Below are 22,891 nucleotides of genomic sequence, written 5' to 3'. Positions count from 1 at the left end.
GGTTCGTCAGCGGCGGCGTACGACCATGAAGCGCACCGGCGTGCCCGGGATCGCCTGAGCGGCCGCGGGGAGGTCGGCGCCACGGACCACCGCGATCACCGGGTACCCCCCGGTGGTCGGATGGTCGGCGAGGAAGACGACCGGTCTGCCGTCGGGCGGCACCTGCACGGCGCCCAGCACCATGCCCTCACTGGGGAGTTCGCCGGAAACGGTCCTCTCCAGTGAGGGCCCTTCCGTACGCAGCCCTATGCGGTTGCTCGCGGAGGACACCCGGTAGGTGCCCGTCGCCAGGGTCCGCAGGGCCGAGACCGTGAACCAGTCGTCGCGCGGGCCCGGTGTCACCCGCAGGACCAGCTCCGAGGGCGGCCCCGGATGCGGAACCACGTCCACACGCGTGTGCATGCCGTCGGGGCGCCCCAGAGGCAGCACCGTGCCGTCCCTGAGCGGTGGCGGACCGAGCCCCGACAGGAGGTCCGTGGAGCGGCTGCCGAGGACCGGATCGACGGCCACTCCGCCGGCGACGGCCACGTAACTGCGCACCCCCGCGCGGGCCGGACCGATGTCCAGCAGCGCTCCGGCGGGGACGCGCACGGGCGCTCCCCAGGGCGCCGGACGGCCGCCCACCGTGACCGGGCAGGGCGCGCCGGTGACGGCCACGGTGACCACCGAACGCGGACGCAGGGCGCATCCGTTGAGCGTCGTCTCCAGTACGGCCGACTCGACGGGGTTGCCGACGAGCCGGTTGGCCAGCGCCGCAGCGGGCGCGTCCAGCGCGCCGGAGCGGGGTACGCCGAGGTGGGCGTGGCCGGGGCGGCCCCGGTCCTGGACGGTGGTCAGGGCTCCGGCGCGCACGACGGCGAGGGCCCGGTCGGTCATGAGCACCTCACCGGTACGAACCGGACGCGTGTCCCAGGGGCGAGCAGCGCGGCCGGCATGCGCGCGTGGTCCCACAACACCGCGTCCGTCGTACCGATCAGCTGCCAGCCGCCGGGCGAGGAGCGGGGGTAGACGCCCGTGTACGGGCCCGCGAGCGCCACGGAACCCGCCGGAACCGCCGTGCGCGGAGTCGCCCGGCGCGGCACGTCGTACCGGGCCGGCAGCCCCGTGAGATAGCCGAAACCGGGCGAGAACCCGCAGAAGGCGACACGGAACTCGGCCGCGGCGTGGATCGCGGGTACGTCGTGCTCGGGCACCCCCCACAGAGCCGCGACATCCGCCAGATCGGGACCGTCGTACCGCACGGGGATCTCGATCGCCTCCTCCGCGCGCGCGGTGTGCGGTGGGATCTCCCACCCGGGGAGTTGCTCCGCCAGCCGCCGGGGGTCCTGCAGACCGTCCAGGAGGACCGTGCGGGCGGCGGGGACGATCTCCGTGGCCGAGAGGGAGCCCTCGGCGCGGCGGCGCAGCAGTTCGGCGTGCAGGGCCTGGGCGGCCGCGACCGAGGAGACCTCGACGAGCAGCGCGTGGTCACCGACCGACAGCGCCCTTGTGCCGCCCGCGGCCGGTGACGCCTGCGTGCCGCCGGCGGCCGGAACGGCCTTCATACGAAGGCCTTCACGGCGACGCCCGAGGACTCCAGACGCGCGCGGACCCGACGTGCCAGGTCCACCGCGCCCGGGGTGTCGCCGTGCAGGCACAACGAGCGGGCCCGGACCGGGATACGCGCCCCGGAGTGCGACGTGACCATGCCGAAGCGGGCCAGGCCCAGCGAGCGCTCGACGACGGCCTCGGCGTCCGTGATCACCGCGTCGGCCTGGGTGCGGGGCACCAGCGTGCCCTGCTCGGTGTAGGCGCGGTCCGCGAACGCCTCCGTGGCGGTGGGCAGTCCGGCCCGCTCGGCCAGCTTCAGGATCCGGGAGGACGGGAGACCGAGGACGGGCAGCGCGGCGTCCGCGAGCAGCACACCCTCGACGACCGCCGCCGCCTGCTCCTCGTCGTGCACGACGCGGTTGTAGAGCGCGCCGTGCGGTTTCACGTACGACACGCACGCCCCGGCCGCGCGTGCGAAGACCTCCAAGGCGCCGATCTGGTAAGCCACTTCGGCCGCCAGCTCGTCGGGCGGCACGTCCATCGCGCGCCGCCCGAAGCCCGCCAGGTCACGGTAGGAGACCTGGGCGCCGATCCGTACACCCCGCTCGGCCGCCAGTTCGCACACCCGCCGCATGGTGGCCGCGTCCCCGGCGTGGAAGCCGCAGGCCACATTGGCGCTGGTGACGACGGACAGCAGTTGTTCGTCGTCGGTCAGCCGCCAGCGGCCGAAGCCCTCGCCGAGGTCGGCGTTGAGGTCGATCGGGGTCATGAGGTGCGGTCTCTCCTTCGTAGGTCGTTTCAGGCCACGCGGTACTGCTCGTCGCGGGCGTCGGTGAGGAACATCTGGCCCGGTGCGTGGGTGATGGCGAAGGGTGGGCGGGACGCCATCACGGCCGCCTGGGGTGTCACCCCGCAGGCCCAGAACACCGGGATGTCGTCCGGCTCGGCGTCCACCGCGTCGCCGAAGTCGGGACGCGAGAGATCCTCGATGCCCAGCCCCGACGGCTCGCCGCAGTGCACCGGGCTGCCGTGCACGGCGGGCAGCAGGCTGCTCTCCCTGATCGCCGCGGCGACATGCTCGGGAGGGACCGGGCGCATCGACACCACCATCGGTCCGTGCAGCCGCCCGGCGGGGCGGCACTCGCGCTCCGTCACGTACATGGAGACGTTGCGGCCCTGCTCGATGTGGCGCATCGGGACGCCCGCCTCGGTCAGCGCCCACTCGAAGGTGAAGCTGCATCCGATGATGAACGACACCAGGTCGTCGCGCCAGCGGTCGACCACGTCCGTGGGCTCGTCGACCAACTCGCCGTGCTCCCACACCCGGTAGCGCGGCAGGTCGGTGCGCAGATCCGCGTCCTGGGCGAGCGGGGTGGTCCAGGAGCCGGCGTCCGTGACGTCGAGGACCGGACAGGACTTCGGGTTGCGCGTGCAGAACAGCAGCATGTCGTACGCCCAGTCGGCCGGCACCGAGATCAGGTTCGCCTGGGTGTGGCCGGTGGCGACTCCCGCGGTCGGACCGGACACCCCCGAACGGAACCGGGCGCGCGCCTCCTTGGGGGTCCACCGGTGCGCACGGCCGTCGATGGGGAGGAGGCTCGAAGGGCGTTCCTGGAGGGTGTGCTTCACAGCAGTTCCTTCCCACGCGTCTCGGGGAGTCCGATCAGTGCCAGGGCGGCGAGGGCGTAGCCGATCGCGCCGAAGACCAGGGCGCCGCCCACACCCCAGCTGTCGGCCAGGAAGCCGACGGTGGTGGGGAAGGCGGCCCCCACGGCGCGCCCGGTGTTGTACGTGAAGCCCTGCCCCGTGCCGCGCACCGCCGACGGGTACAGCTCGCTGAGGAAGGAGCCGAACCCGCTGAAGATCGCCGACATGCAGAAGCCGAGCGGGAAACCGAGCACAAGGAGAAGCGTGTTGGCGCCGCTCGGGATGTTGGCGTAGGTGAGGATGCAGGCCGCGGAGAGGATCGCGAAGAGCAGGATGTTCCGTTTGCGGCCCAGTCTGTCGGTGAGGTAGCCGCCGGTGAGGTAGCCGATGAAGGCCCCGGAGATCAGGAACGTGAGGTAGCTGCCGGTGCCGACGACGGACAGGCCGCGCTCCGTCTTCAGATACGTGGGCACCCAGGTGGCCAGAGTGTAGTAGCCGCCCTGGACGCCGGTGGAGAGCAGGACCGCGAAGAAGGTGGTGCGCAGCAGGCCGGGTCCGTCGGCCGAGGCGGGCTTGAAGATCGCGACGAACGAGCCCTTCTCGGCGCTCTGCTCGCGCACGGCGGCCGCCTCCGGGGCGTCCTGCACCCGGCGCCGCACCCACACGACGAGCAGTGCGGGCAGCGCGCCCGTCCAGAACATCACGCGCCAGGCGAGGTCGTCGCCGAGGAACTGGAAGACCAGGGTGTAGACGACCACCGCCAGCCCCCAGCCGACGGCCCAGGAGCTCTGGATCGCGCCGAGCGTGCGTCCCCGGTGCCTGGCGCTCGAGTACTCGGCTACGAGGATGGCGCCGACCGCCCACTCGCCGCCGAAACCGAGGCCCTGAAGGGCACGGAAGACCAGCAACGTCTCGTAGGTGGGCGCGAATCCGCAGGCCACCGTGAACACCGCGTACGTGATCACGGTGATCATCAGTGCCTTGACACGTCCGATCCGGTCCGCGACCACACCCGCGATCGCGCCGCCGACCGCCGAGACGACCAGCGTCACGGTGGTGAACAGACCGGTCTGGCCGCTGTCCAGGCCGAAGTACGCCGCCAGCGCGACCATGCTCAGCGGCAGCGTGAAGTAGTCGTACGAGTCCAGGGCATAGCCGCCGAACGCGCCGGCGAACGCCCGGCGGCCCTGCGGGCCGAGGGCGCGCAACCAGGCCAACGCGCCGTCGTCCGGGGTGAGTTCATCCGTTCCGGGGTGTGTGCCGGTGGTCAGGGCCTGTGGTGGAGGGGTCGTGCTCATGGGCACCTCGCAGTGGGAGGACGGAGGGTGCTTGAGGACTGAGCCGTGCCGTGCGGAAGCCGTCGGCGCTCGGGTGAGCGGGTGGCGCCGTGTGCAGCAAGGTAGAGGATCGTTGAACGATCCCTCAATACCCGTGTTGTTTCGTTCTTATTTCTGCGGTTGAATTCCGGGCATGGCAGAGCTGACGGGACTGGCCGACGATCGCGCCCTGCTGGGCCGCACCAGCACCGCCGAGCGGGTCTCGGACATCCTCAGGAGCCGTATCGCCGAGGGGTACTTCCCGCCCGGGACACGACTGTCCGAGGACAGCATCGGCGGGGCGCTCGGCGTCTCCCGCAACACACTGCGCGAGGCGTTCCGGCTGCTCACGCACGAACGACTCCTGGTGCACGAGCTCAACCGCGGGGTCTTCGTACGGGTGCTGACCATCGAGGACGTCGAGGACATCTACCGCACCCGCACCCTCGTGGAGTGCGCCGTGGTCCGTGGCCTCGGCGAGCCGCCGTACGCGGTGGACGACCTCGCACAGGCCGTCGCCGACGGGCAGCGGGCGGCGGGCGAAGGTGACTGGAAAGGCGTCGGTACGGCCAACATCCACTTCCACCGGGAGTTGGTGGCGCTCGCCGGGAGCGACCGCACCGACGAACTGATGCGCAGCGTCTTCGCCGAACTGCGCCTCGCCTTCCACGTGGTGGCCGATCCGCGGCGACTCCACGAGCCGTACCTCACGCGCAACCACGAGATCCTCAAGACGCTCCGGGCGGGCGACCGCGACGGGGCCGAGCGACTGCTCGCGGTCTATCTCGACGATTCCCTCACCGGGGTCGTGGAGGCCTATGCGCGGCGGGTTGCCGACGCGGCGCAGGGAATCGGCTGAGCCGGGTCGCGGTTCTCGGGGACGGCCGCGGCGACGGTTCGCTCCGCTGCTCTCGTCGCCGCTCTCGACACTGCTCTCGCGAGGCGGCGACCGCGAGGCGCTGCCTGGGGCCGGTGTGACGTGCTGTGTCGGTCAGGCGTGACGTGCTGAGTGGGCCGGCGTGACGCGTGGGGTGGGTCAGGTGTGACGTGCTGCGTGGAGGCGGTGTGACGGCGGTCGCTTCTGCGTCGTTTCGACCGTTGTCAGACCGAGGACCTAGTCTGTGCACCGTGACTTCGCCTGCATCGACGGACAGTGTTCCGCCCCAGCTCAGCGCGGGGCCGCGCCCCGCTCCGGGCCCGGCCGCCGACGAGGGCCTGGCGCGGCGGCTGCGCGCGCTCGCATGCACCGCGCCGCTGCACGACCTCGATGTGCGCAAGGCGAATCTCGCGGGCGAGTACACGGTGTACGGAATGGCCGAAGTGGCCCTCGCCGCCATCGACCTCGTCACACTGAACATGGACTTCGACACGGGCGCCGACCACGACCAGATAGTGGCCCGGCTCATCCCGCGCATCGCCGCGCAGGCCCCCCGGCGCCCCGTCGCCGAGCACGAGCGCGTGGCCAGGTGGGTCCTGGAGAACCTGATCAACGTCGGCAGCGTCGACCGCGGCTTCCGGGCCGTGTACGGCACCTTCGCCCCCGACGGCTCCTATGTGCGCCGCGACTACGACTTCAAGCTGATCGAGGAGGTGCCCGGGTACGGGGGGACCGTCTACCTCCGTACCACGGACGAGGCGGTCAACGTTCTCGTCGGCGCCCTCGACACCGACGTCACCAGCGCGCAGATCGCCGCCGAGGTCAAGCTCGAGGTGCTGATCAGCCGCGGCCGCCTCGCCGACGCCCAGCTCGCCGCCGAGCAGGCCCGGTACCGGACCGTGCAGTACTCGGAGACGCTCCGCAGGGCGCTCGACGCGACCCGGCGCAATGTGCGGGCCGTCGACTGGCTCCAGGCCGTGCCCGACATGATCGCCGAGGCGCTCGACCACGTCGCCGACCGGTACCGCCACGAGAACGCGATCCTCACCAACATCCGCAAGGCCCGCGACGAGTCCGAGGACCCCGAGCAGAAGCGCCGCGCCGCCGAGCTCGTCGACATCGTCAAGGACTGCATCCGCCGCCACACGCAGTTGCAGTCCCGGCTCCTGGAGGCCGGGCCCCTGTTCCGCGCCGAGCAGGACCGGCAGGCCTTCGCCACACCCATGACGACTTCGGGGATCGACCTCTACGGCCACCTCGTCGCGCCCGTGCTGCCGCTGCCCGTCGCACAGGCTCGGCGCGTGACGGACGCGTTCTTCGCGCGCGGGACGGGGCTGCGTACGCCGGTGGCCGTACGGGTGGGGGATCTTGTCGAGCTCCTGCTGACACCACCCCTGGAGCGGGAGCACCTCGGTGCGGAGATGCCCGAGCCGGACCTGATCGCCACGCCGGACGACAGTCGGTTCAGTGAGGAGCAGCTCGTCTCCGCGATGGAGCTGCTGGACCTGCCGGCGGACGCGCCGCGGCGGCTGTCCGGGCTGCTGGCCGAAGCGCGCCGCCGCGATCCCGAACTGCCCTACCTCGTCGCCCTGCTGGCCGTTCACGCGGCCAGTCCGCCGGTCGGTACCGCGTATCGCCAGGGTGAGGAGAAGCTGTTGTTCGCCGTGGACGACGGGGTCGAGCTCGATGATCCCGAGTTCGGCGGGGCCGATCTCATCGTGGGGATGGCTTTGCTTGACGCGGCGGGGATGGCGGCGGATCGGTCGTGAATCCCAGCCTCGTAACTCTGTACAAGGAGCCTCTGTCGTGACCGAGCAGCACGTCGAGTGGAGTGAGCCGGATGCCGTCGCCGCGCCGGCGAACGCTCCCGTCACACCCGCCGACGCCGCCGACGCGGCGCGGCTCGTCGCCTTCGGGCTCCAGCCCAAACTGCAGCCCGCGCGGGACCAGGAGTACGCCGAGCTGTTGCGGCGGTACCGCGAGGACCCGGCGTTCGCCCGGCTCGCCGACGCCGTGGCCGCCGGCCTCGGGCTGGTCGTGCTGGAGGTGTCCCCGCGTGCGGGGATGGCCGTGACGGCCGCCGAGGACTCGGTGTTCGCCGTCCGGATGGGCGACTACGCCCGGCGTACCTCGGCCGACTCCGCGGACCGCTTCCTGCACGGCCTCGCCCACCTCGCCGTCGCCGCGATGGCCTTCCCACGCCCCGAGGACCTCGCGGACGACGGGTACATCGGGCGGGTCTCGGTCAACGGCGTCGACGCGTTCGTCCGACAGGCCTGCCGCCGCCTGGAGGAGCGGGCCGAGGAGCAGGGCGAGAACACCGATCCGGCGACCGGGGCGCCCGGCCTCGAGGCGGCCTGGCGGATCTGGGCCCGGCGCAGCTCCACCGGCGCCACCAAGGACGCGCGAAGACTGTCCGGTTCGACCACCGGCATCATCGGCAAGGCCGTCGCCTTCCTCACCGACTCCGGATTCCTCCAGCGGACCGGGGACGACTCCGGGGGGACGTACCGGACGACGGCCCGCTATCAGCTCCAGGTACGGGACATGGCGGGCAGCGCCGCGATGGCCGAGCTCCTCGAGCTGGGCGTCGTCCCGGTGACCGACGGCACCCCGACGCTGCTGCCCGCCGAGCACACCGACGACCTGGAGCTGGTGGCCGACGCGGGCCTGCCGTTCCACTCTTGAACCCACCTACGTATCTGCCCTGCGTATCTCCCCTACGTATCCGAAGACTTACTACGAGAGTCCGCCGCCATGTACGAGCTGTCCCGGGTCCGTCTCTACTCCATCGGGCCTGCTGGCGCGCGCTATGCCGACACCGTCCTTGACCTGAGGGGTGTCGGCGAGCCCGTGCCCGACCCCGCCCCCACCCAGGCGGAGTTCTTCGAGGAGGAGCCCGTCGGGCCGCCGCGCCGGCCCGCGCCCGCGGGCGTGCTCTTCCTGGAGAACGGCGGCGGCAAGTCGGTACTGCTCAAGCTGATCTTCTCGGTGATGCTGCCGGGCCACCGCAACACCCTGGGCGGCGCCAGCTCCGGTGTGCTGCGCAAGTTCCTGCTCGCCGACGACTGCGGTCATGTCGCGCTGGAGTGGCAGCACACGCTGACCGGCGAGTGCGTCGTGGTCGGCAAGGCCAGCGAGTGGCGGGGACGGCAGGTCTCCAACGACCCGCGGAAGTTCGCCGAAGCCTGGTACTCCTTCCGGCCCGGGCCCGGCCTGAGCCTGGACAACCTGCCCGTCGCCGAGGCGACCGCCGTCCGGCCGCCCGTCGAGGGCGCGTCCGGCGCGCAGGGACGGCGGCGCACCATGAAGGGCTTCCGCGACGCCCTCACCGAGGCCGGAAAGGCGTATCCGCATCTCGAAGTGCACTGGGAAGAGATCCACGACCGCTGGAACGAGCATCTGACGGACCTCGGCCTCGACCCCGAACTCTTCCGCTACCAGCGGGAGATGAACGCCGACGAGGGTGAGGCCGCCGGTCTCTTCGCCGTCAAGAAGGACTCCGACTTCACCGACCTGCTGCTGCGCGCGGTCACCGACACCCGGGACACCGACGGGCTCGCCGACCTGGTCGGCGGCTTCGGCAACAAGCTGGGGCGGCGCGCCGAGCTGATCGCCGAGCGGGACTTCACGGCGGGGTCCGTGGATCTGCTCGGCCGGATCGTCGAGGCCGCCGAGGCACGGGCACGCGCGCGTGACATCCACGCGGGCGCCGAGCGGCGTACCCGCACCCTGGCCCGGCGACTGTCCGCGCGAGGCGTGCGGGAGCGCGTCCGCGCCGGTGAGCTCGCACAGCGCGTGACCGCCGCCGCGTACGCCGTCACCCACGCCGAGGGCGCACGCGAGCGCAGTGCCCTCATCGCCGCCGAACTCGCCTACCGGCACGCCTCGTTGGCGCTCGCCGGGGCCGAGAAGTCGGCGGCCGCCCAGAAGCGCGAACTGGCCGAAGCGCGCACCCTGCACTCCTCCTGGCAGGCCGCCGAACTCGTACTGCGGCACCGTGCCGCCGCCGACCGCTCCGCGCGCGTGGCCGCCGCGATCCTCGAGGCCGAGCGGGACGCCGCGCCCGCGCTCGCCGCCCGCGCCAAGGCCGCCGTCGACCTCGTCCGCGCGTTGCACCGCGCCGCCGATGGCGCCGAGGCGCTCGCCAACGAGGAGGAGGAGCGCTCCGCCGGACTCCAGGAGGTCGGCGAGACCGCGTACGCCGACTCGACCGCCGCGGCCACCGCCGCGCAGCGCGCCCGCAGCGAGGTCGGACATCTGCGCCAGCGCCTGAGCGAGGTCGAGCAGGAGACCGCGGAGGCGGTCCGCGCAGGCTGGCTCGACGACAGCGCCCCCGACGCCGACCCGGCCCGCGCCGCCCTCGCCGCCAGCGACGCCGAGAAGACGGCCGTCGCGGCGTGGGACACCGCGCGGGAGGCCTCGCGACGGGCCTCGGAGCACGGCCGCGAGGCGGCGTCCGCCGAGTCCCGCGCCGAACTGACGGCCGCTCGCGCGGCGGACGCGGCGACGGCGGCCGAGCGCGCGTACGACGGCGAGCGCCGTACGGCCGAGGCGCTGGCGGGGGAGGAGCGGCTCGCGGAGCTGCTCAGCCTGCCGGGTGTCGCCGGAACGCGGCACGGCGGGGTACCGGTGCCCCGGGCGCCCGGGGACGCCGCTGCCTGGGCCGGCCACGGCAAGGGCGGCGACACCGGCCGAGGCACCTCCGCCGACGTCTGGGCGGAGACCGAGGGCGCCCTCACGCCCGAGGAGTTGGACCAGTACGCCGACGAACTGCGTGAGCTGCTCGACGACGGAGTCGCCTCCGCCGAGCGCCAGCTCTTCGAGCTGCGCACCGCGGCCGCCGACGACGCCCGGATCCTCGGCGCCCTCGGCGACGGCGGACTCCTGCCGCCCGGCCCCGACGTGCTGGCCACGGTCGAGTACCTCGGTGAGCACGGCATCCCCGCCCTGCCCGGCTGGCGCTATCTCGCGCAGGCCGTCGACCCCGTCGACCACGCGCGCGTGCTGGCCGCCAGGCCCGAGCTCGTCGACGGCGTGATCATCACCGACCCGGACACCCACGCGCGGGCCCGCGAGGCGCTCGGCGAAGCGGCGCTGCTGCCCCGCTCCGCCGTCGCCGTCGGCACGGCCGCCGCGCTGCTCGCCCCGACCCCTGCCACCGACGCGGGCGACGGCGGCGTCTTCCTCGTACCGCCGAACCCGGCCATGCACGACGAGCAGGCCGCCGACGAGGAACGGCAGGCGCTGCGCACCCGAGCGGCCGAGCGGGACGAGGAGATCCGCGTCCTCGCGGCCCGGCTCGGCAAGGACCGGGAGCTCGCGGCCCGGCTCGCCTCCTGGCGCACCGGCTGCCCCGCCGGGCGGCTCGTCGAACTGGCCGCGGCCGCCCGGGACGCGCGCGCGTTCGCCGAGGAGGCCGAAGCCGAGCTCGCCGAGGCGCGCACCGTGCGGGCCGAGGCGGACGAGGCGGCGGCCGAGGCGGCCCTGGTGCGCGACGAGCGCCAGGACGCCGCCCAGCGCGCCCGGCGCGCGGCCGACGCGCTCGCCGGACTCGCCTTCCGCCTGCGCGAGCGCGCCGGCTGGCAGGTCAAGGTGCGCGAACTCGCCGACGAGGCCGCCGAGTCGGAGGCCCGCGCCCAGGTCTGCCTGGAGCGCGCCCGCGCCGCCGACGAGGACCGCCGCGCCGCCCAGCGCGCCGCCGACGACGCCCGCCGCACGGCCCGCGCGCTGCGCGCCGAACGCGCCGAGATCGCGGGCGCCCCCGACGACGTACCGGAGGACGCGTCGGAGACGGCGAAGGCCTCGCTGCCCGCCCTGCGTGAGGCCTACCGGGCCGCGTCGCAGCTGTACGAGAAGGTCGGCGTCGGCGCCGATCTGCGCGCCGAGCAGGCCCGCGCCGAGAGCGACGAGACCGCGGCCCTGGCAGAGCTGGACCGGCTCAGCAACAAGGTGCGCACGCGCGCCGCGCAGCTCCTTCAGGCGCCGGACGGTTCCGACGGGCCGTCCCGGCAGGCCGCGGCCGCCCGTGCCGAGGAGCTCGTACAGCTCCTGGAGACCCGCATGTCCACCGCGAGCGAGCAGCTCGGGCGGCTGCGCGGGGAGGCCGAGCGGCACGCGCCCGAGGACGGCGAGGCCCACACCGAGCTGTCACAGGAGCTGGTCCCGCGCGACGCCGAGCACGCGCAGTCGCTGCTGCGCACGGCCACCGGTGAACTCGCCTCCCGCGCCGAGGCGCTCAGCCAGGCACGCGAGGCGCACGCAGAGCTGCTCGACGCGCACCGAGCCGCCGAGGACGCGGCCGGTGGCTTCGACGAGACGGCCGCCCTGCTCAGGGACCTGCTGCGGGAGCACTCCGACGAGGAGCAGGAGGAGCCCGAGCCCTACCCCGGCACCCTTGAGGAGGCCCGGCACTCCGCCGCAGAGACCCGCCGCTCCCTGCGCGGCTGCGCCGCCGACCTCTCCGCGGCCGAGGGCGCCGTGCGCGAGGCGAGCGACATCCTCGTACGGCATGCCAACTCCAACCGGTACGAGCAGGTACGTACCCCCGCCCGGCAGCAGATCCGTGAGCTGCCCGCGTCCGCGCTGCCGGAACACGCCCAGAAGTGGGCGGACGCCTTCGCGCCCCGACTGCGGGTGCTGACCGATGAGTTGGCGCAGCTGGAGCGCAACCGGGACTCGATCGTGGACCGGCTGCGGGGGCTGGTGGAGTCGTCGCTCGCCACCCTGCGGTCCGCGCAGCGGCTGTCCCGACTGCCGGAGGGGCTCGGCGAGTGGTCCGGGCAGGAGTTCCTGCGCATCCGCTTCGAGGAGCCCGATCAGGCCACGCTCGCCGAGCGGCTCGGCGAGGTCGTCGACGAGGCCACCCGCGCGGCGGTCAAGAAGAACTCCGACATGCGGCGCGACGGCATGTCACTGCTGCTGCGCGGAGTCAGCGCCGCCCTCGAACCGAAGGGCGTCGCCGTCGAGATCCTCAAGCCCGACGCCGTACTGCGTGCCGAGCGCGTCCCCGTCGGGCAGATGGGCGATGTCTTCTCCGGCGGTCAGCTGCTGACCGCGGCCATCGCGCTGTACTGCACGATGGCCGCGCTGCGCAGCAACGACCGGGGCCGTGACAAGCACCGGCACGCCGGCACGCTCTTCCTCGACAACCCCATCGGACGCGCCAACGCGACCTACCTGCTGGAGCTGCAGAGGGCCGTCTCGGACGCGCTCGGCGTCCAGCTCCTTTACACCACCGGCCTGTTCGACACGACCGCGCTCGCCGAGTTCCCCCTCGTCATCCGCCTGCGCAACGACGCCGACCTGCGCGCCGGGCTGAAGTACATCAGCGTGGAGGAACACCTCCGGCCGGGGCTCCCCCAGCAGGCCCCGGCCGGGGAAGGTGATTCGGTGCACAGCGAGATCACGGCGACGAGAATGTTCAAGAGGCCTTCACCTCAAGAGTCCTAGCGATCCTCCTTCAAAAGGTCCGCGCACTTCTCGCCGATCATCATGGTCGTGACGCAGGGGTTGACGGAGACGAGATCCGGCATCACCGAACCGTCCGCGACCCGCAGCCCCTCGACGCCTTTGACCCGCAGCCGCGCGTCGAGCGGGGCCGAGGAGTCGCCGTCCGCGCCCATCTTCACGGTGCAGGACGGGTGGTAGACGGTGTTGTGGGTCTTGTGGATGTAGTCGAGCAGCTCCTCGTCCGTCCGCACGTCCGGCCCGGGGGCCAGCTCCGCGCCCGCCCAGCCGTTCAGCGCCGGCTGGAAGGCGATCCTCCGCGCCAGCTTCAGCCCGTACGTCATCACGCGCACGTCGTGCTCGTGCGTGAACTGTTGCCGCTGACCTGGAGTTCGATCGGGTAGTCCCAGTCGTATCCGGACTCCAGCAGTCCCATCCAGCGTTCCAGCTTCAGGATGTCGTCGTCGCCGACATCGCTCGGGCCCGCCTCGAAAACGCACACGGTGACGGTCGGATCTTCGGAGAGCCGGGCCGCGACCACGTTGCCATGAAGGCACGCCGTGAACTGGCGTGCGGTGGGGACCCGGTGGAGCCGGCGGGAGCAGCCGTGGGGAGCTGACGGCCCGTGGGCGGACCCACGGCCGGGGGGCTGGACCCAAAAGGTCCACGGGGTCCACGGGTCCGTGGAGTCCGCCCCTTGGCCGTGCCGTGGGCAGCCGTGAGCCGAGCTCAGTCACGAGCCGGGCTCAGCCGCGAGTCGAACCGTACTCAGTCGTGAGCCGTAGTCGTCGCGAGCCGTACTCAGGGGTGCGACAACTGCCCGGTGCCGCCCTGCCGCCGTATTCGCTCCTGAGCGCGCTCCGTCGCGCGTGCCTGCCGTCGGCCCCGGCGCCGCTCGCGCCTCAGGGTCCTTGCGGTGCTGCTCGGTTCGGACACCACGCCGTTGCGCTGGTTCCACACCTGGCGGGTGACCCAGACGTCGAGGGCGGCCCAGGTGGCCACCACCGTGCTGGCCACGCTGCTCAGGACCATCGGGAAGGCGAGCCAGGACTCCGCCAGCGTGGACAGGAAGGCGATCACGGCCTGGATCAGGGTCACCGCGATGATCAGCACCGCACGTACGGCCGACGTGCGCACCGGATCGGGCAGCCGTCGCCGGCGCGCGGGCTCCTCGATCCACAACGGCCGGTAGTACGCCTGTTCTTCGTATCCGTTCATGTGACCGACAGTTGCCCGCGCCTGCCCGTCGACATGCCTGCGACCGGCGGCAGTACCCTCCCCGACCGCCTGCTCATGCCCTCGGGTGGCCGTGCTCCGCCCACCCACCGGCTCGGGGCCGCCCTCGGCCTGGGCGTTGAGGTGCTCGCTTCCGATCCCGGCGACACCCGTCCGGTCGTACGTCCGGTCGCGTCCCTCCAGGGCCACGCTCTGCCGGCGCACCCGATCGCGCCCCTCCGTGGCAACGCCTTGACCGCTCACTTCGTCGCGTCCGTCCGCCGAGTCCGCCGGTATGTCGCGATCCGGTGTTCGTGTGGCCGATCGCACCGCCACAGGCACCGCAGTACCCACCCCTGGTGTCCCGCCCCGCTCCGCCGTGCCCATCAACGTGTCACTCCCCACCGCCCAGCAGACCCTCGCACGGGTGTCATACGACACCTGCTCCCCAGTGGCTGCCCGGCTTGCGCTGTTTTACGCCGCCTGGACGCGGCATGCGGCCCCTGTGGCCGATTCCGCCCCCAATTCCCGTAGAGAAGGACGAACAATGTGCCCGGAAGATTCCCGACAAGCGAAAAATTCCGGCCAACTGACCAAGTTCACTGGCCCGATGAGCTCCGGTTCGCCATGCCGGAATCGGGGCGGCAATCTCCCCCAATGAACGGACAACTGCCCATCTCCGGTTCCCTCAACAGCCCGGGCTCCCCCCTCTTCACGCCGGGCGGCCGCCCGGACACGTCTTCGAGTTACCTGTGGGTCAGTAGTAGGCTCACGCCGTTTGTTGACACACAGGTGTGCCCCGGGCCGGAGGGGGTCGAGCTGGGGGAGGCCATGCGCTTTCGCGGGAAGTCCATCCGCCGGAAGATCGTGGCGCTGCTCCTCGTGCCACTCGTCTCCCTGACGGGGATCTGGGCCTTCGCGACGGTACTCACCGGCCGCGCGGCCAACCAGCTGTTCAACGTGTCGGACGTCGTCGAGAAGATCGGCTACCCCACCGAGGACACCATCAGCGTTCTCCAGCGGGAACGCCGCCAGACACTCGTCTATCTCGCCGATCCCCGTGCCTCCGACGCGCTGGCGGCGCTGAAGCGCAGTCGCACCGCGACCGACCGGGCCGTGGCGAAGGTCCGCGAGAACGCCAAAGACGAAGACGTACGGGAAGAGATGAACGGGGGCACCTCACAGCGCCTCACCACCATCCTCGACGCCCTCGACGGCATCGACTCGCTGCGCCGCAGTGTCGAGGAGGGCACCGTCAACCGGGCCCAGGCCCTCGACCTCTACAACCGTCTGGTCGGCCCCTGTTACACACTGATGGCCAACCTCCACGTCGTGGACAACGTGGAGATGGACAAGCAGGGCCGCGCCCTCGTCAACGTCGCGAACGCCCGCGAACTGCTCTCCCGCGAGGACGCCCTCCTCGGTTCCGCGCTGGTCGCGGGCCGCATCACCCGCGACGACATTCGCGACATCTCCGATCTCGTCGCGCAGCGCACCCTGCTGTACGACATCAGCCTGCCGCTGCTGCCCTCCTCGGAACGCGGCCGCTTCGAGCGCTACTGGTCGAACGCCGACACGGCTCCCCTGCGTGTGGCGGAGCAGGCTGTCGTCACCTCCCCGGCCGGGGCCCCGCACGGTGTCACCGCGCAGAGCTGGGACCGGGCGGCCGGACACGTGCTCGACGAACTCGCCGGCCTCGACGACAAGGCCGGCGACCGCTACCAGGACCGTGTCCGCCCCGTGGCCACGGGCGTCATCGTCAAGGCCGTCATCGCGGGTGTCCTAGGGCTCATCGCCCTGCTGGCCTCGCTCGTGATGTCCGTACGCATCGGCCGGGGCCTCATCCGCGACCTGCGACGGCTGCGCCTGGACGCCCACGAGGCGTCAGGCGTCCGACTCCCCAGCGTCATGCGCCGCCTCTCCGGGGGCGAACAGGTCGACGTCGAGACCGAAGTGCCCCGCCTGGAGTACGACAAGAACGAGATCGGCGAGGTCGGCCAAGCCCTCAACACCCTTCAGCGCGCGGCCGTCGAGGCCGCCGTCAAACAGTCCGAACTGCGGGACGGCGTCTCCGAGGTCTTCGTCAACCTCGCCCGCCGCAGCCAGGTCCTGCTGCACAAGCAGCTCACCCTCCTCGACACCATGGAACGCAGGACCGAGGACACCGACGAACTCGCCGACCTGTTCCGTCTCGACCACCTGACCACCCGCATGCGCCGGCATGCCGAGGGCCTGGTCATCCTGTCCGGCGCGGCCCCGTCCCGGCAGTGGCGCAAGCCCGTCCAGCTCATGGACATCGTCCGCGCCGCCGTCGCCGAGGTCGAGGACTACGAGCGCATCGAGGTACGCCGACTTCCCCGCGTCGCCGTCACGGGGCCCGCGGTCGCCGACCTCACGCACCTGGTCGCCGAACTCCTGGAGAACGCCACGGTGTTCTCGCCCCCGCACACGGCCGTGCAGGTCGTCGGCGAACGCGTCGCCAACGGTTTCACCCTGGAGATCCACGACCGCGGTCTGGGCATGGCGGCCGAAGCGCTCCTCGACGCCAACCTACGACTCGCCGAGACCCCCGAGTTCGAACTGTCCGACACCGACCGGCTCGGTCTCTTCGTGGTCAGCCGGCTCGCACAGCGGCAGAACGTCCGTGTCTCCCTCCAGCCTTCCCCGTACGGCGGCACCACCGCCGTGGTGTTCATCCCCGACGCGCTGCTCACGGACGATGTCCCGGACACCAACGGCATCGGCTTCCGTCTCGACCGAGCGCTGCCCTCGAAGGAGGGCAAGATCGAGGAGGACCGCAAGGCGGCGCTCTCCGACGTACCGGTGCGCCTCCCCGGCCTGCCTGCCGCGATCCTGGACGGGCCGGTCGAACTGGAGGCGCCGGTCGATCTGGACGTGCTGGGCGGTTTCCCCGGCGCCCTCGACGACGAGGACGCCGAGCAGGGCGGTCTGTTCCGGCCGCGCCGCTCCCTAGCGGGTGTCCCGGTCGAGCAGCACCGGCCCCACCAGCAGCCCCGCGCAGGCGGCGCGGAGACGGCCCGCTCCGGCGACGACGACCACGTGGGGGGCGCGGTCCCCCTGCCGCGCCGCAGAACTCCCAAGCTGGTCAGCTCGCACGGTCGTCCCGTGACCCGGACGAGGCCCCGGCGCGGCGAGGCGGGTGAGGAGCCCGCCGAGGCGCTGAAGCCGGCGGAGAGCCTCGAACCGGCCCTCGAGCCGGTGGAGAGGCAAGGCATCGCGGAGAGGGCGAGCGCACAGTCGTCGACCGCCCGGCGTGCTGACCGCACCGGGATCTCCGGGCGCCGCAACAGCGAACGCCCCGAGACCTCCGGGCGCCGCAACGGCGAACGCCCCGAGACTCCGGTCCTTCGCTCCGAGGCGTCCGGCCTCCGCGAGGCCCCCGCTCTCCCCCGGCGCACTCGCTCCGCCGGCTCGCCGTCGGACCGGGCCGGGACCACCCCGGGCTCCGCCGCCACGACACAAGGGGCAGAATCGGGTGCGAGCCCGCTGCCCCGCCGCGTCCGACAGGCCAATCTGGCCCCCCAGTTGAAGGACGGACCCGAACGGCGCGCCGAGCGCGACAAGGCCCGCGCCCCCAAGGGGGCGGAACTCGCCGATCGCGACGCCGACGAGGTACGCAGCCGGATGGCCTCGCTCCAGCGGGGCTGGCAGCGGGGCCGCGAGGAGAACGCCGCGGGCGACGGGGCCCAGGGCGGCACAGCACCAGGAACGACGAAGGGGGACGGTCGATGACCGCACCGAAGGCCACAGGGCCCACCGCGACCAGCAAGACGTCGGGAGAGCTGAACTGGCTGCTCGACGACCTGGTGGACCGCGTGGCCAGCATCAGCAAGGCGATCGTGCTCTCCGGCGACGGCCTTGCCACCGGGGCCTCCAAGGATCTGACCCGGGAGGACAGTGAGCACTTGGCCGCCGTCGCCTCCGGCTTCCACAGCCTCGCCAAGGGCGTCGGCCGCCACTTCGAGGCGGGCGGTGTCCGGCAGACCGTGGTCGAGCTCGAGGAGGCCTTCCTCTTCGTCACGGCCGCCGGGGACGGCAGCTGTCTCGCCGTTCTTTCGGACGCCGACTCCGATGTCGGGCAGGTCGCCTACGAAATGACGCTCCTGGTGAAGCGGGTCGGCGCACATCTGGCCGCCGCTCCGCGCACCGATCTGCCCTCGGGCGGGTAGTGGGATGGCATGAGCGGAGACGGTCAGGGAAAACGCCACTGGTTCGACGACGACGCCGGACCGGTGGTCCGCCCTTATGCCATGACACGCGGGCGCACCACCAGTCCGGCCCAGCATCGCCTCGACCTGATCGCGGTGGTCGTCACGGAACCCCACGCGGACGACCCCGAAGCCGACCATTCGCTGTCCCCGGAACACGTGGACATAGTCGAGCTCTGCCGCGACACCCCCCAGTCGGTCGCCGAGCTCGCCGCCGAGCTCGACCTGCCCATCGGAGTGGTCCGGGTCCTCATAGGGGACCTCGTGACCGAGGAAATGGTCCATGTGACACGTCCCGTACCCCCTGCCGAGCTGCCGGACGAGAGTATTCTGCGCGACGTGATCAGCGGCCTCCGGGCGCTCTGAGCTGGGCGGAAGCGGGGAGCAGACGTGACAGGCTGGCAGTTCTGGGTCGACCGAGGCGGCACCTTCACCGACATCGTCGCGCGACGCCCGGACGGCCGCCTGCTCACGCACAAACTGCTGTCCGAGAACCGGGCGAGGTACGCCGACGCGGCGGTGGCGGGTGTCCGTGAACTCCTCGGCAGGGGGCAGGACGCCCAGGGCGCGCGGATCGACGCCGTCCGCATGGGGACCACCGTCGCCACCAACGCCCTCCTGGAACGCAAGGGAGAGCGCACTCTCCTCGTCGTCACCCGAGGCTTCCGCGACGCCCTGCGCATCGCCTACCAGAACCGCCCCCACATCTTCGCCCGCGCGATCGAACTGCCCGAGCTGCTCTACGAACGCGTGGTCGAGGTCGACGAGCGGATCGCCGCCGACGGCACGATCCTGCGCGTCCCCGACCTGGACGCCCTTGCCGGGCCCCTCCAGGAGGCCTACGACTCCGGGATCCGGGCCGTCGCCGTCGTCTGCATGCACAGTCACCTCCACCCCGCCCACGAAGAGGCCGTCGGCGAACTGGCGGCACGCGTCGGCTTTCCGCAGATCTCGCTCTCCAGCGAGGTCAGCCCACTGATGAAGCTCGTCCCGCGCGGTGACACGGCCGTCGTCGACGCCTACCTGTCGCCCGTGCTGCGCCGCTACGTCCAGAACGTCGCCGACGAGCTCCAGGGCGTGCGACTGATGTTCATGCAGTCCAACGGAGGCCTCGCCGAAGCGGGTCAGTTCCGCGGCAAGGACGCCATTCTGTCCGGCCCGGCGGGCGGCATCGTCGGCATGGCCCGGATGTCGCAGCTCGCCGGCTTCGACCGTGTCATCGGCTTCGACATGGGCGGCACCTCCACGGACGTCTCGCACTTCGCGGGCGAGTACGAGCGGGTCTTCACCACCCGGATCGCCGGGGTCCGGCTGCGGGCGCCCATGCTGGACATCCACACCGTCGCCGCGGGCGGCGGCTCGGTGCTCCACTTCGACGGCTCCCGCTACCGGGTGGGCCCCGACTCGGCCGGTGCCGACCCAGGCCCCGCCTGCTACCGCGGTGGCGGTCCGCTCACCGTCACGGACGCCAACGTCGCACTCGGCCGCATCCAAGCCACCCACTTCCCCACAGTGTTCGGCCCCGACGGAGACCAGCCCCTCGACGACACCCTCGTCCGCGACCGGTTCGCCGCCCTCGCGCGCGAGATCCGTGAGAAGACCGGCGACGACCGCACCCCGGAGCAGGTGGCGGAGGGGTACCTGCAGATCGCCGTGGCCAACATCGCCAACGCGGTCAAACGGATCTCGGTCCAGAAGGGCCACGACGTCACCCGGTACGCGCTCACCACCTTCGGCGGCGCGGGCGGCCAGCACGCGTGCATGGTCGCCGACTCGCTCGGCATCCGCACCGTCCTCGTCCCGCCCATGGCCGGCGTCCTGTCCGCCCTCGGCATCGGACTCGCCGACACGACGGCCATGCGCGAGCAGTCCGTGGAGGCACCCCTTGAGACCTCCGCGATGCCCGGCATCCGCAAGACCGCCGACGACCTGGAGGGCGCCGCCCGCACCGAACTCCTCGCCGAGGACGTGCCCGAGGACCGCATCCGCGTCACCCGCCGCGCCCAACTCCGCTACGACGGAACGGACACGGCGCTCACCGTCGAGCTCACCGAGCCCGACACCATGACCCACGCCTTCGAAGAACGCCATCGCGCCACCTACTCCTTCACCCTCGACCGTCCGGTCGTCGTGGAAGCCCTCTCCGTAGAGGCCACCGGACTCACCGAACCCCCCGATCTCTCCGCCCTCGCGACCTCTTCGTCCGCCCGAGGCGCGGCGCGGACGGTCAGCCTCCACACGGGTGGCGCCTGGCGCGACGTACCCCTGCACCGCCGTGAGGAACTGCCCCCCGGTGAATCGGTCACCGGCCCCGCGATCATCACCGAGGCCAGCGCGACGACCGTCGTCGACGACGGCTGGCGGGCCGCGACGACCGACGACGGGCATCTGGTCATGGAACGCGTGGCGGTTACGCAGAGTTCCGATCTGGGCACAGAAGCGGACCCGGTTCTCCTCGAGGTCTTCAACAACCTCTTCATGTCCATCGCCGAGCAGATGGGCGCCCGCCTGGAGTCCACGGCCCAGTCGGTCAACATCAAGGAACGCCTGGACTTCTCCTGCGCGCTCTTCGACCCCGAAGGCAGCCTTGTCGCCAACGCCCCTCACATCCCCGTCCACTTGGGCTCGATGGGCACGAGCGTGCAGGAGGTCATCCGGCGACGCGGCGACAGCATGCGCCCGGGCGACACGTACGCGGTCAACGACCCGTACCACGGAGGCACCCACCTCCCCGACGTCACCGTGATCACCCCGGTCTTCGACACGGAGGGTGAGCGCATCCTGTTCTACGTCGCCTCGCGCGGACACCACGCCGAGATCGGCGGTATCGCCCCGGGCTCCATGCCCGCGAACAGCCGCACCATCGAGGAGGAGGGCATCCTCTTCGACAACTGGCTGCTCGCCGAGAACGGCCGCTTCCGCGAGGCCGAGACGCTTCGCCTGCTCACCGAGGTGCCCTACCCCTCGCGCAATCCGAAGACCAATCTCGCCGACCTGCGTGCCCAGATCGCCGCCAACCAGAAGGGCGTCGACGAAGTCGCCCGCATGATCGAGAACTTCGGCCTCGACGTCGTCCAGGCCTACATGCGGCACGTGCAGGACAACGCGGAGGAAGCCGTACGCCGCGTCATCGACGCCTTGGAAGACGGTGAGTTCGCCTACGAGACCGACTCAGGGGCGGTCATCCGCGTCCGGGTCTCCGTAGACCGCGAAAATCGTTCCGCCACTGTCGACTTCACGGGGACGTCCCCGCAGCTCAGTACCAACTTCAACGCACCCTTCGCGGTGGTCAACGCCGCCGTCCTGTACGTCTTCCGCACGCTGGTCGCCGACGACATCCCGCTCAACGACGGCTGTCTGCGTCCGCTCGACATCGTCGTGCCGCGTGGCTCGATGCTCGCTCCCGAGGCCCCCGCCGCGGTGGTCGCGGGCAATGTGGAGACCTCTCAGGCGATCACCGGCGCGCTGTACGGAGCCCTGCGCGTGCAGGCCGAAGGGTCCGGAACGATGAACAACGTCACCTTCGGCAACGAGCGCTACCAGTACTACGAGACCGTGGCCTCCGGATCCGGCGCGGGCGACGGCTTCCCCGGCGCCTCCGTCGTACAGACCCACATGACCAACTCGCGGCTCACCGACCCCGAGATCCTGGAGTGGCGACTGCCGGTCCAGCTCGAGGAGTTCGCGGTCCGACGGGGCAGCGGCGGAGCCGGGCGCTGGAGCGGCGGGGACGGTGCCGTGCGCCGTATCCGGTTCCAGCAGCCCATGACAGTCTCCACGCTGTCCCAGCACCGCAGGGTCCCGCCCTACGGCATGGCCGGCGGCGAGCCCGGGGCGCTCGGCGCCAACCGGGTGGAGCGCGCGGACGGCACGGTCACGGAACTTGGCGCAAGTGATACGGCCGACGTCGGCCCCGGCGACGTACTTGTCATCGAAACCCCCGGCGGCGGGGGCTACGGCCCACCGTCCCACGACCCCCATCAAGCAGGAGAAGAGATCGATGATCTTCGGGCGTTCTGAGCGCGGCAAGCCCCCGGTCGAGCCCGTCACGCTCAAGATCCTGGTGGCCGGTGGCTTCGGGGTGGGCAAGACGACCCTGGTCGGCGCGGTCAGTGAGATCAAACCGCTGCGCACCGAGGAGGTGCTCACCGAGGCGGGCCGCCCGGTCGACGACACCAGCGGCGTGGAGGGCAAGCACACCACCACCGTCGCCATGGACTTCGGCCGCATCACGCTCCGCGAGGACCTGGTGCTCTACCTCTTCGGGACGCCCGGACAGGATCGCTTCTGGTTCCTGTGGGACGAGCTCGCCTCCGGCTCCCTGGGCGCCGTCGTGCTCGCCGACACGCGCCGCCTGGAGGACTGCTTCGCCGCCGTCGACTACTTCGAGCGGCGCTCCATACCGTTCGTCATGGGCGTCAACTGCTTCGAAGGATCGGCCCGGTACCCGGTCGACGAGGTCCGCCAGGCACTCGACCTCGACGACGACGTTCCGGTCGTCCTGTGCGACGCGAGAGACCGGGAGTCGGCCAAGGAGGTCCTCATCGAGGTCGTCCAACACGCGATGGCGTACGGAGCCGACCGACGCGAACCGGTCACCACCTGACCCGTACATACGGTCCGAACCG

The 22,891-nt window shown here is 71.9% G+C and carries 16 protein-coding genes and 1 pseudogene; 9 read left to right on the top strand and 8 right to left on the bottom strand.

Annotated elements, in window-relative coordinates; translation table 11 throughout:
• Nucleotides 1–6 precede the first annotated feature (6 nt).
• From AAFF41_RS10585 to AAFF41_RS10565, 5 genes are read right to left on the bottom strand one after another with little or no spacing between them, the layout of a single operon-like run.
• Nucleotides 7–876 (bottom strand): 5-oxoprolinase subunit C family protein, encoded by an 870-nt coding sequence (locus AAFF41_RS10585; RefSeq protein ID WP_319745249.1) that lies wholly within the window; start codon nt 874–876, stop codon nt 7–9.
• The gene (locus AAFF41_RS10580; RefSeq protein ID WP_319745250.1) at nt 873–1,544 is read right to left on the bottom strand and encodes a 5-oxoprolinase subunit B family protein; all 672 of its coding nucleotides are present in this window, start codon (nt 1,542–1,544) and stop codon (nt 873–875) included. The genes AAFF41_RS10585 and AAFF41_RS10580 overlap by 4 nt, the downstream gene beginning before the upstream one ends.
• On the bottom strand, nt 1,541–2,299 hold the full coding sequence (locus AAFF41_RS10575; RefSeq protein ID WP_319745252.1) for a LamB/YcsF family protein: 759 nt from the start codon (nt 2,297–2,299) through the stop codon (nt 1,541–1,543). Before AAFF41_RS10575 ends, AAFF41_RS10580 begins: the two co-directional genes overlap by 4 nt.
• A gap of 29 nt (nt 2,300–2,328) precedes the next feature.
• On the bottom strand, nt 2,329–3,159 hold the full coding sequence (locus tag AAFF41_RS10570; protein ID WP_319745255.1) for a putative hydro-lyase: 831 nt from the start codon (nt 3,157–3,159) through the stop codon (nt 2,329–2,331).
• Nucleotides 3,156–4,475, bottom strand: a complete 1,320-nt coding sequence (locus tag AAFF41_RS10565) for an MFS transporter (protein WP_319745257.1) — start codon at nt 4,473–4,475, stop codon at nt 3,156–3,158. The genes AAFF41_RS10570 and AAFF41_RS10565 overlap by 4 nt, the downstream gene beginning before the upstream one ends.
• A 172-nt stretch (nt 4,476–4,647) precedes the next feature.
• On the opposite strand from AAFF41_RS10565, the gene AAFF41_RS10560 reads away from it, so the two are divergent.
• The 4 genes from AAFF41_RS10560 to AAFF41_RS10545 all read left to right on the top strand — a co-directional run bounded on the left by AAFF41_RS10560 (nt 4,648) and on the right by AAFF41_RS10545 (nt 12,822).
• Complete coding sequence (locus AAFF41_RS10560; protein WP_319745259.1) at nt 4,648–5,352, top strand: GntR family transcriptional regulator; 705 nt, start codon at nt 4,648–4,650, stop codon at nt 5,350–5,352.
• 269 nt (nt 5,353–5,621) lie between these two features.
• Nucleotides 5,622–7,139, top strand: coding sequence for a hypothetical protein (locus tag AAFF41_RS10555; protein ID WP_319745262.1), 1,518 nt, complete (start codon nt 5,622–5,624; stop codon nt 7,137–7,139).
• 37 nt (nt 7,140–7,176) lie between these two features.
• On the top strand, nt 7,177–8,058 hold the full coding sequence (locus AAFF41_RS10550) for a hypothetical protein (protein ID WP_319745264.1): 882 nt from the start codon (nt 7,177–7,179) through the stop codon (nt 8,056–8,058).
• Between the two features lie 69 nt (nt 8,059–8,127).
• Nucleotides 8,128–12,822, top strand: a complete 4,695-nt coding sequence (locus tag AAFF41_RS10545) for a hypothetical protein (protein WP_343323888.1) — start codon at nt 8,128–8,130, stop codon at nt 12,820–12,822.
• Here AAFF41_RS10545 and AAFF41_RS10540 read toward each other — a convergent pair.
• The 3 genes and pseudogenes from AAFF41_RS10540 to AAFF41_RS10530 form a co-directional block, all read right to left on the bottom strand.
• Nucleotides 12,819–13,193 (bottom strand): annotated as a pseudogene (locus AAFF41_RS10540) (GMC oxidoreductase); the annotation flags it as partial. The gene AAFF41_RS10545 and the pseudogene AAFF41_RS10540 sit on opposite strands and share 4 nt — an antisense overlap.
• A complete protein-coding gene (locus AAFF41_RS10535) occupies nt 13,163–13,360 on the bottom strand; it encodes a hypothetical protein (protein WP_343326493.1) in 198 nt (65 codons plus the stop codon). The gene AAFF41_RS10535 and the pseudogene AAFF41_RS10540, both read right to left, overlap by 31 nt.
• Nucleotides 13,361–13,620: 260 nt before the next feature.
• On the bottom strand, nt 13,621–14,145 hold the full coding sequence (locus tag AAFF41_RS10530) for a hypothetical protein (RefSeq protein ID WP_425526241.1): 525 nt from the start codon (nt 14,143–14,145) through the stop codon (nt 13,621–13,623).
• A 720-nt stretch (nt 14,146–14,865) separates the two neighbouring features.
• On the opposite strand from AAFF41_RS10530, the gene AAFF41_RS10525 reads away from it, so the two are divergent.
• From AAFF41_RS10525 to AAFF41_RS10505, 5 genes are read left to right on the top strand one after another with little or no spacing between them, the layout of a single operon-like run.
• Nucleotides 14,866–17,787, top strand: a complete 2,922-nt coding sequence (locus tag AAFF41_RS10525) for a sensor histidine kinase (RefSeq protein WP_343323886.1) — start codon at nt 14,866–14,868, stop codon at nt 17,785–17,787.
• Nucleotides 17,784–18,224 (top strand): roadblock/LC7 domain-containing protein, encoded by a 441-nt coding sequence (locus tag AAFF41_RS10520; RefSeq protein ID WP_054237190.1) that lies wholly within the window; start codon nt 17,784–17,786, stop codon nt 18,222–18,224. The genes AAFF41_RS10525 and AAFF41_RS10520 overlap by 4 nt, the downstream gene beginning before the upstream one ends.
• Nucleotides 18,225–18,233: 9 nt before the next feature.
• Nucleotides 18,234–18,629, top strand: coding sequence for a DUF742 domain-containing protein (locus AAFF41_RS10515; protein WP_054237191.1), 396 nt, complete (start codon nt 18,234–18,236; stop codon nt 18,627–18,629).
• Between the two features lie 24 nt (nt 18,630–18,653).
• Nucleotides 18,654–22,283, top strand: coding sequence for a hydantoinase B/oxoprolinase family protein (locus AAFF41_RS10510; RefSeq protein ID WP_319753948.1), 3,630 nt, complete (start codon nt 18,654–18,656; stop codon nt 22,281–22,283).
• Nucleotides 22,264–22,869, top strand: coding sequence for a GTP-binding protein (locus AAFF41_RS10505; protein ID WP_054237193.1), 606 nt, complete (start codon nt 22,264–22,266; stop codon nt 22,867–22,869). Before AAFF41_RS10510 ends, AAFF41_RS10505 begins: the two co-directional genes overlap by 20 nt.
• The last annotated feature ends 22 nt before the right edge of the window (nt 22,870–22,891 follow it).

Origin of the sequence: Streptomyces mirabilis, assembly GCF_039503195.1 — a bacterium.
Taxonomy (GTDB): domain Bacteria; phylum Actinomycetota; class Actinomycetes; order Streptomycetales; family Streptomycetaceae; genus Streptomyces; species Streptomyces mirabilis_D.
The sequence above is the reverse complement of the archived record's forward strand: the minus strand, read 5'-3'. Positions and strand labels throughout refer to the sequence as shown.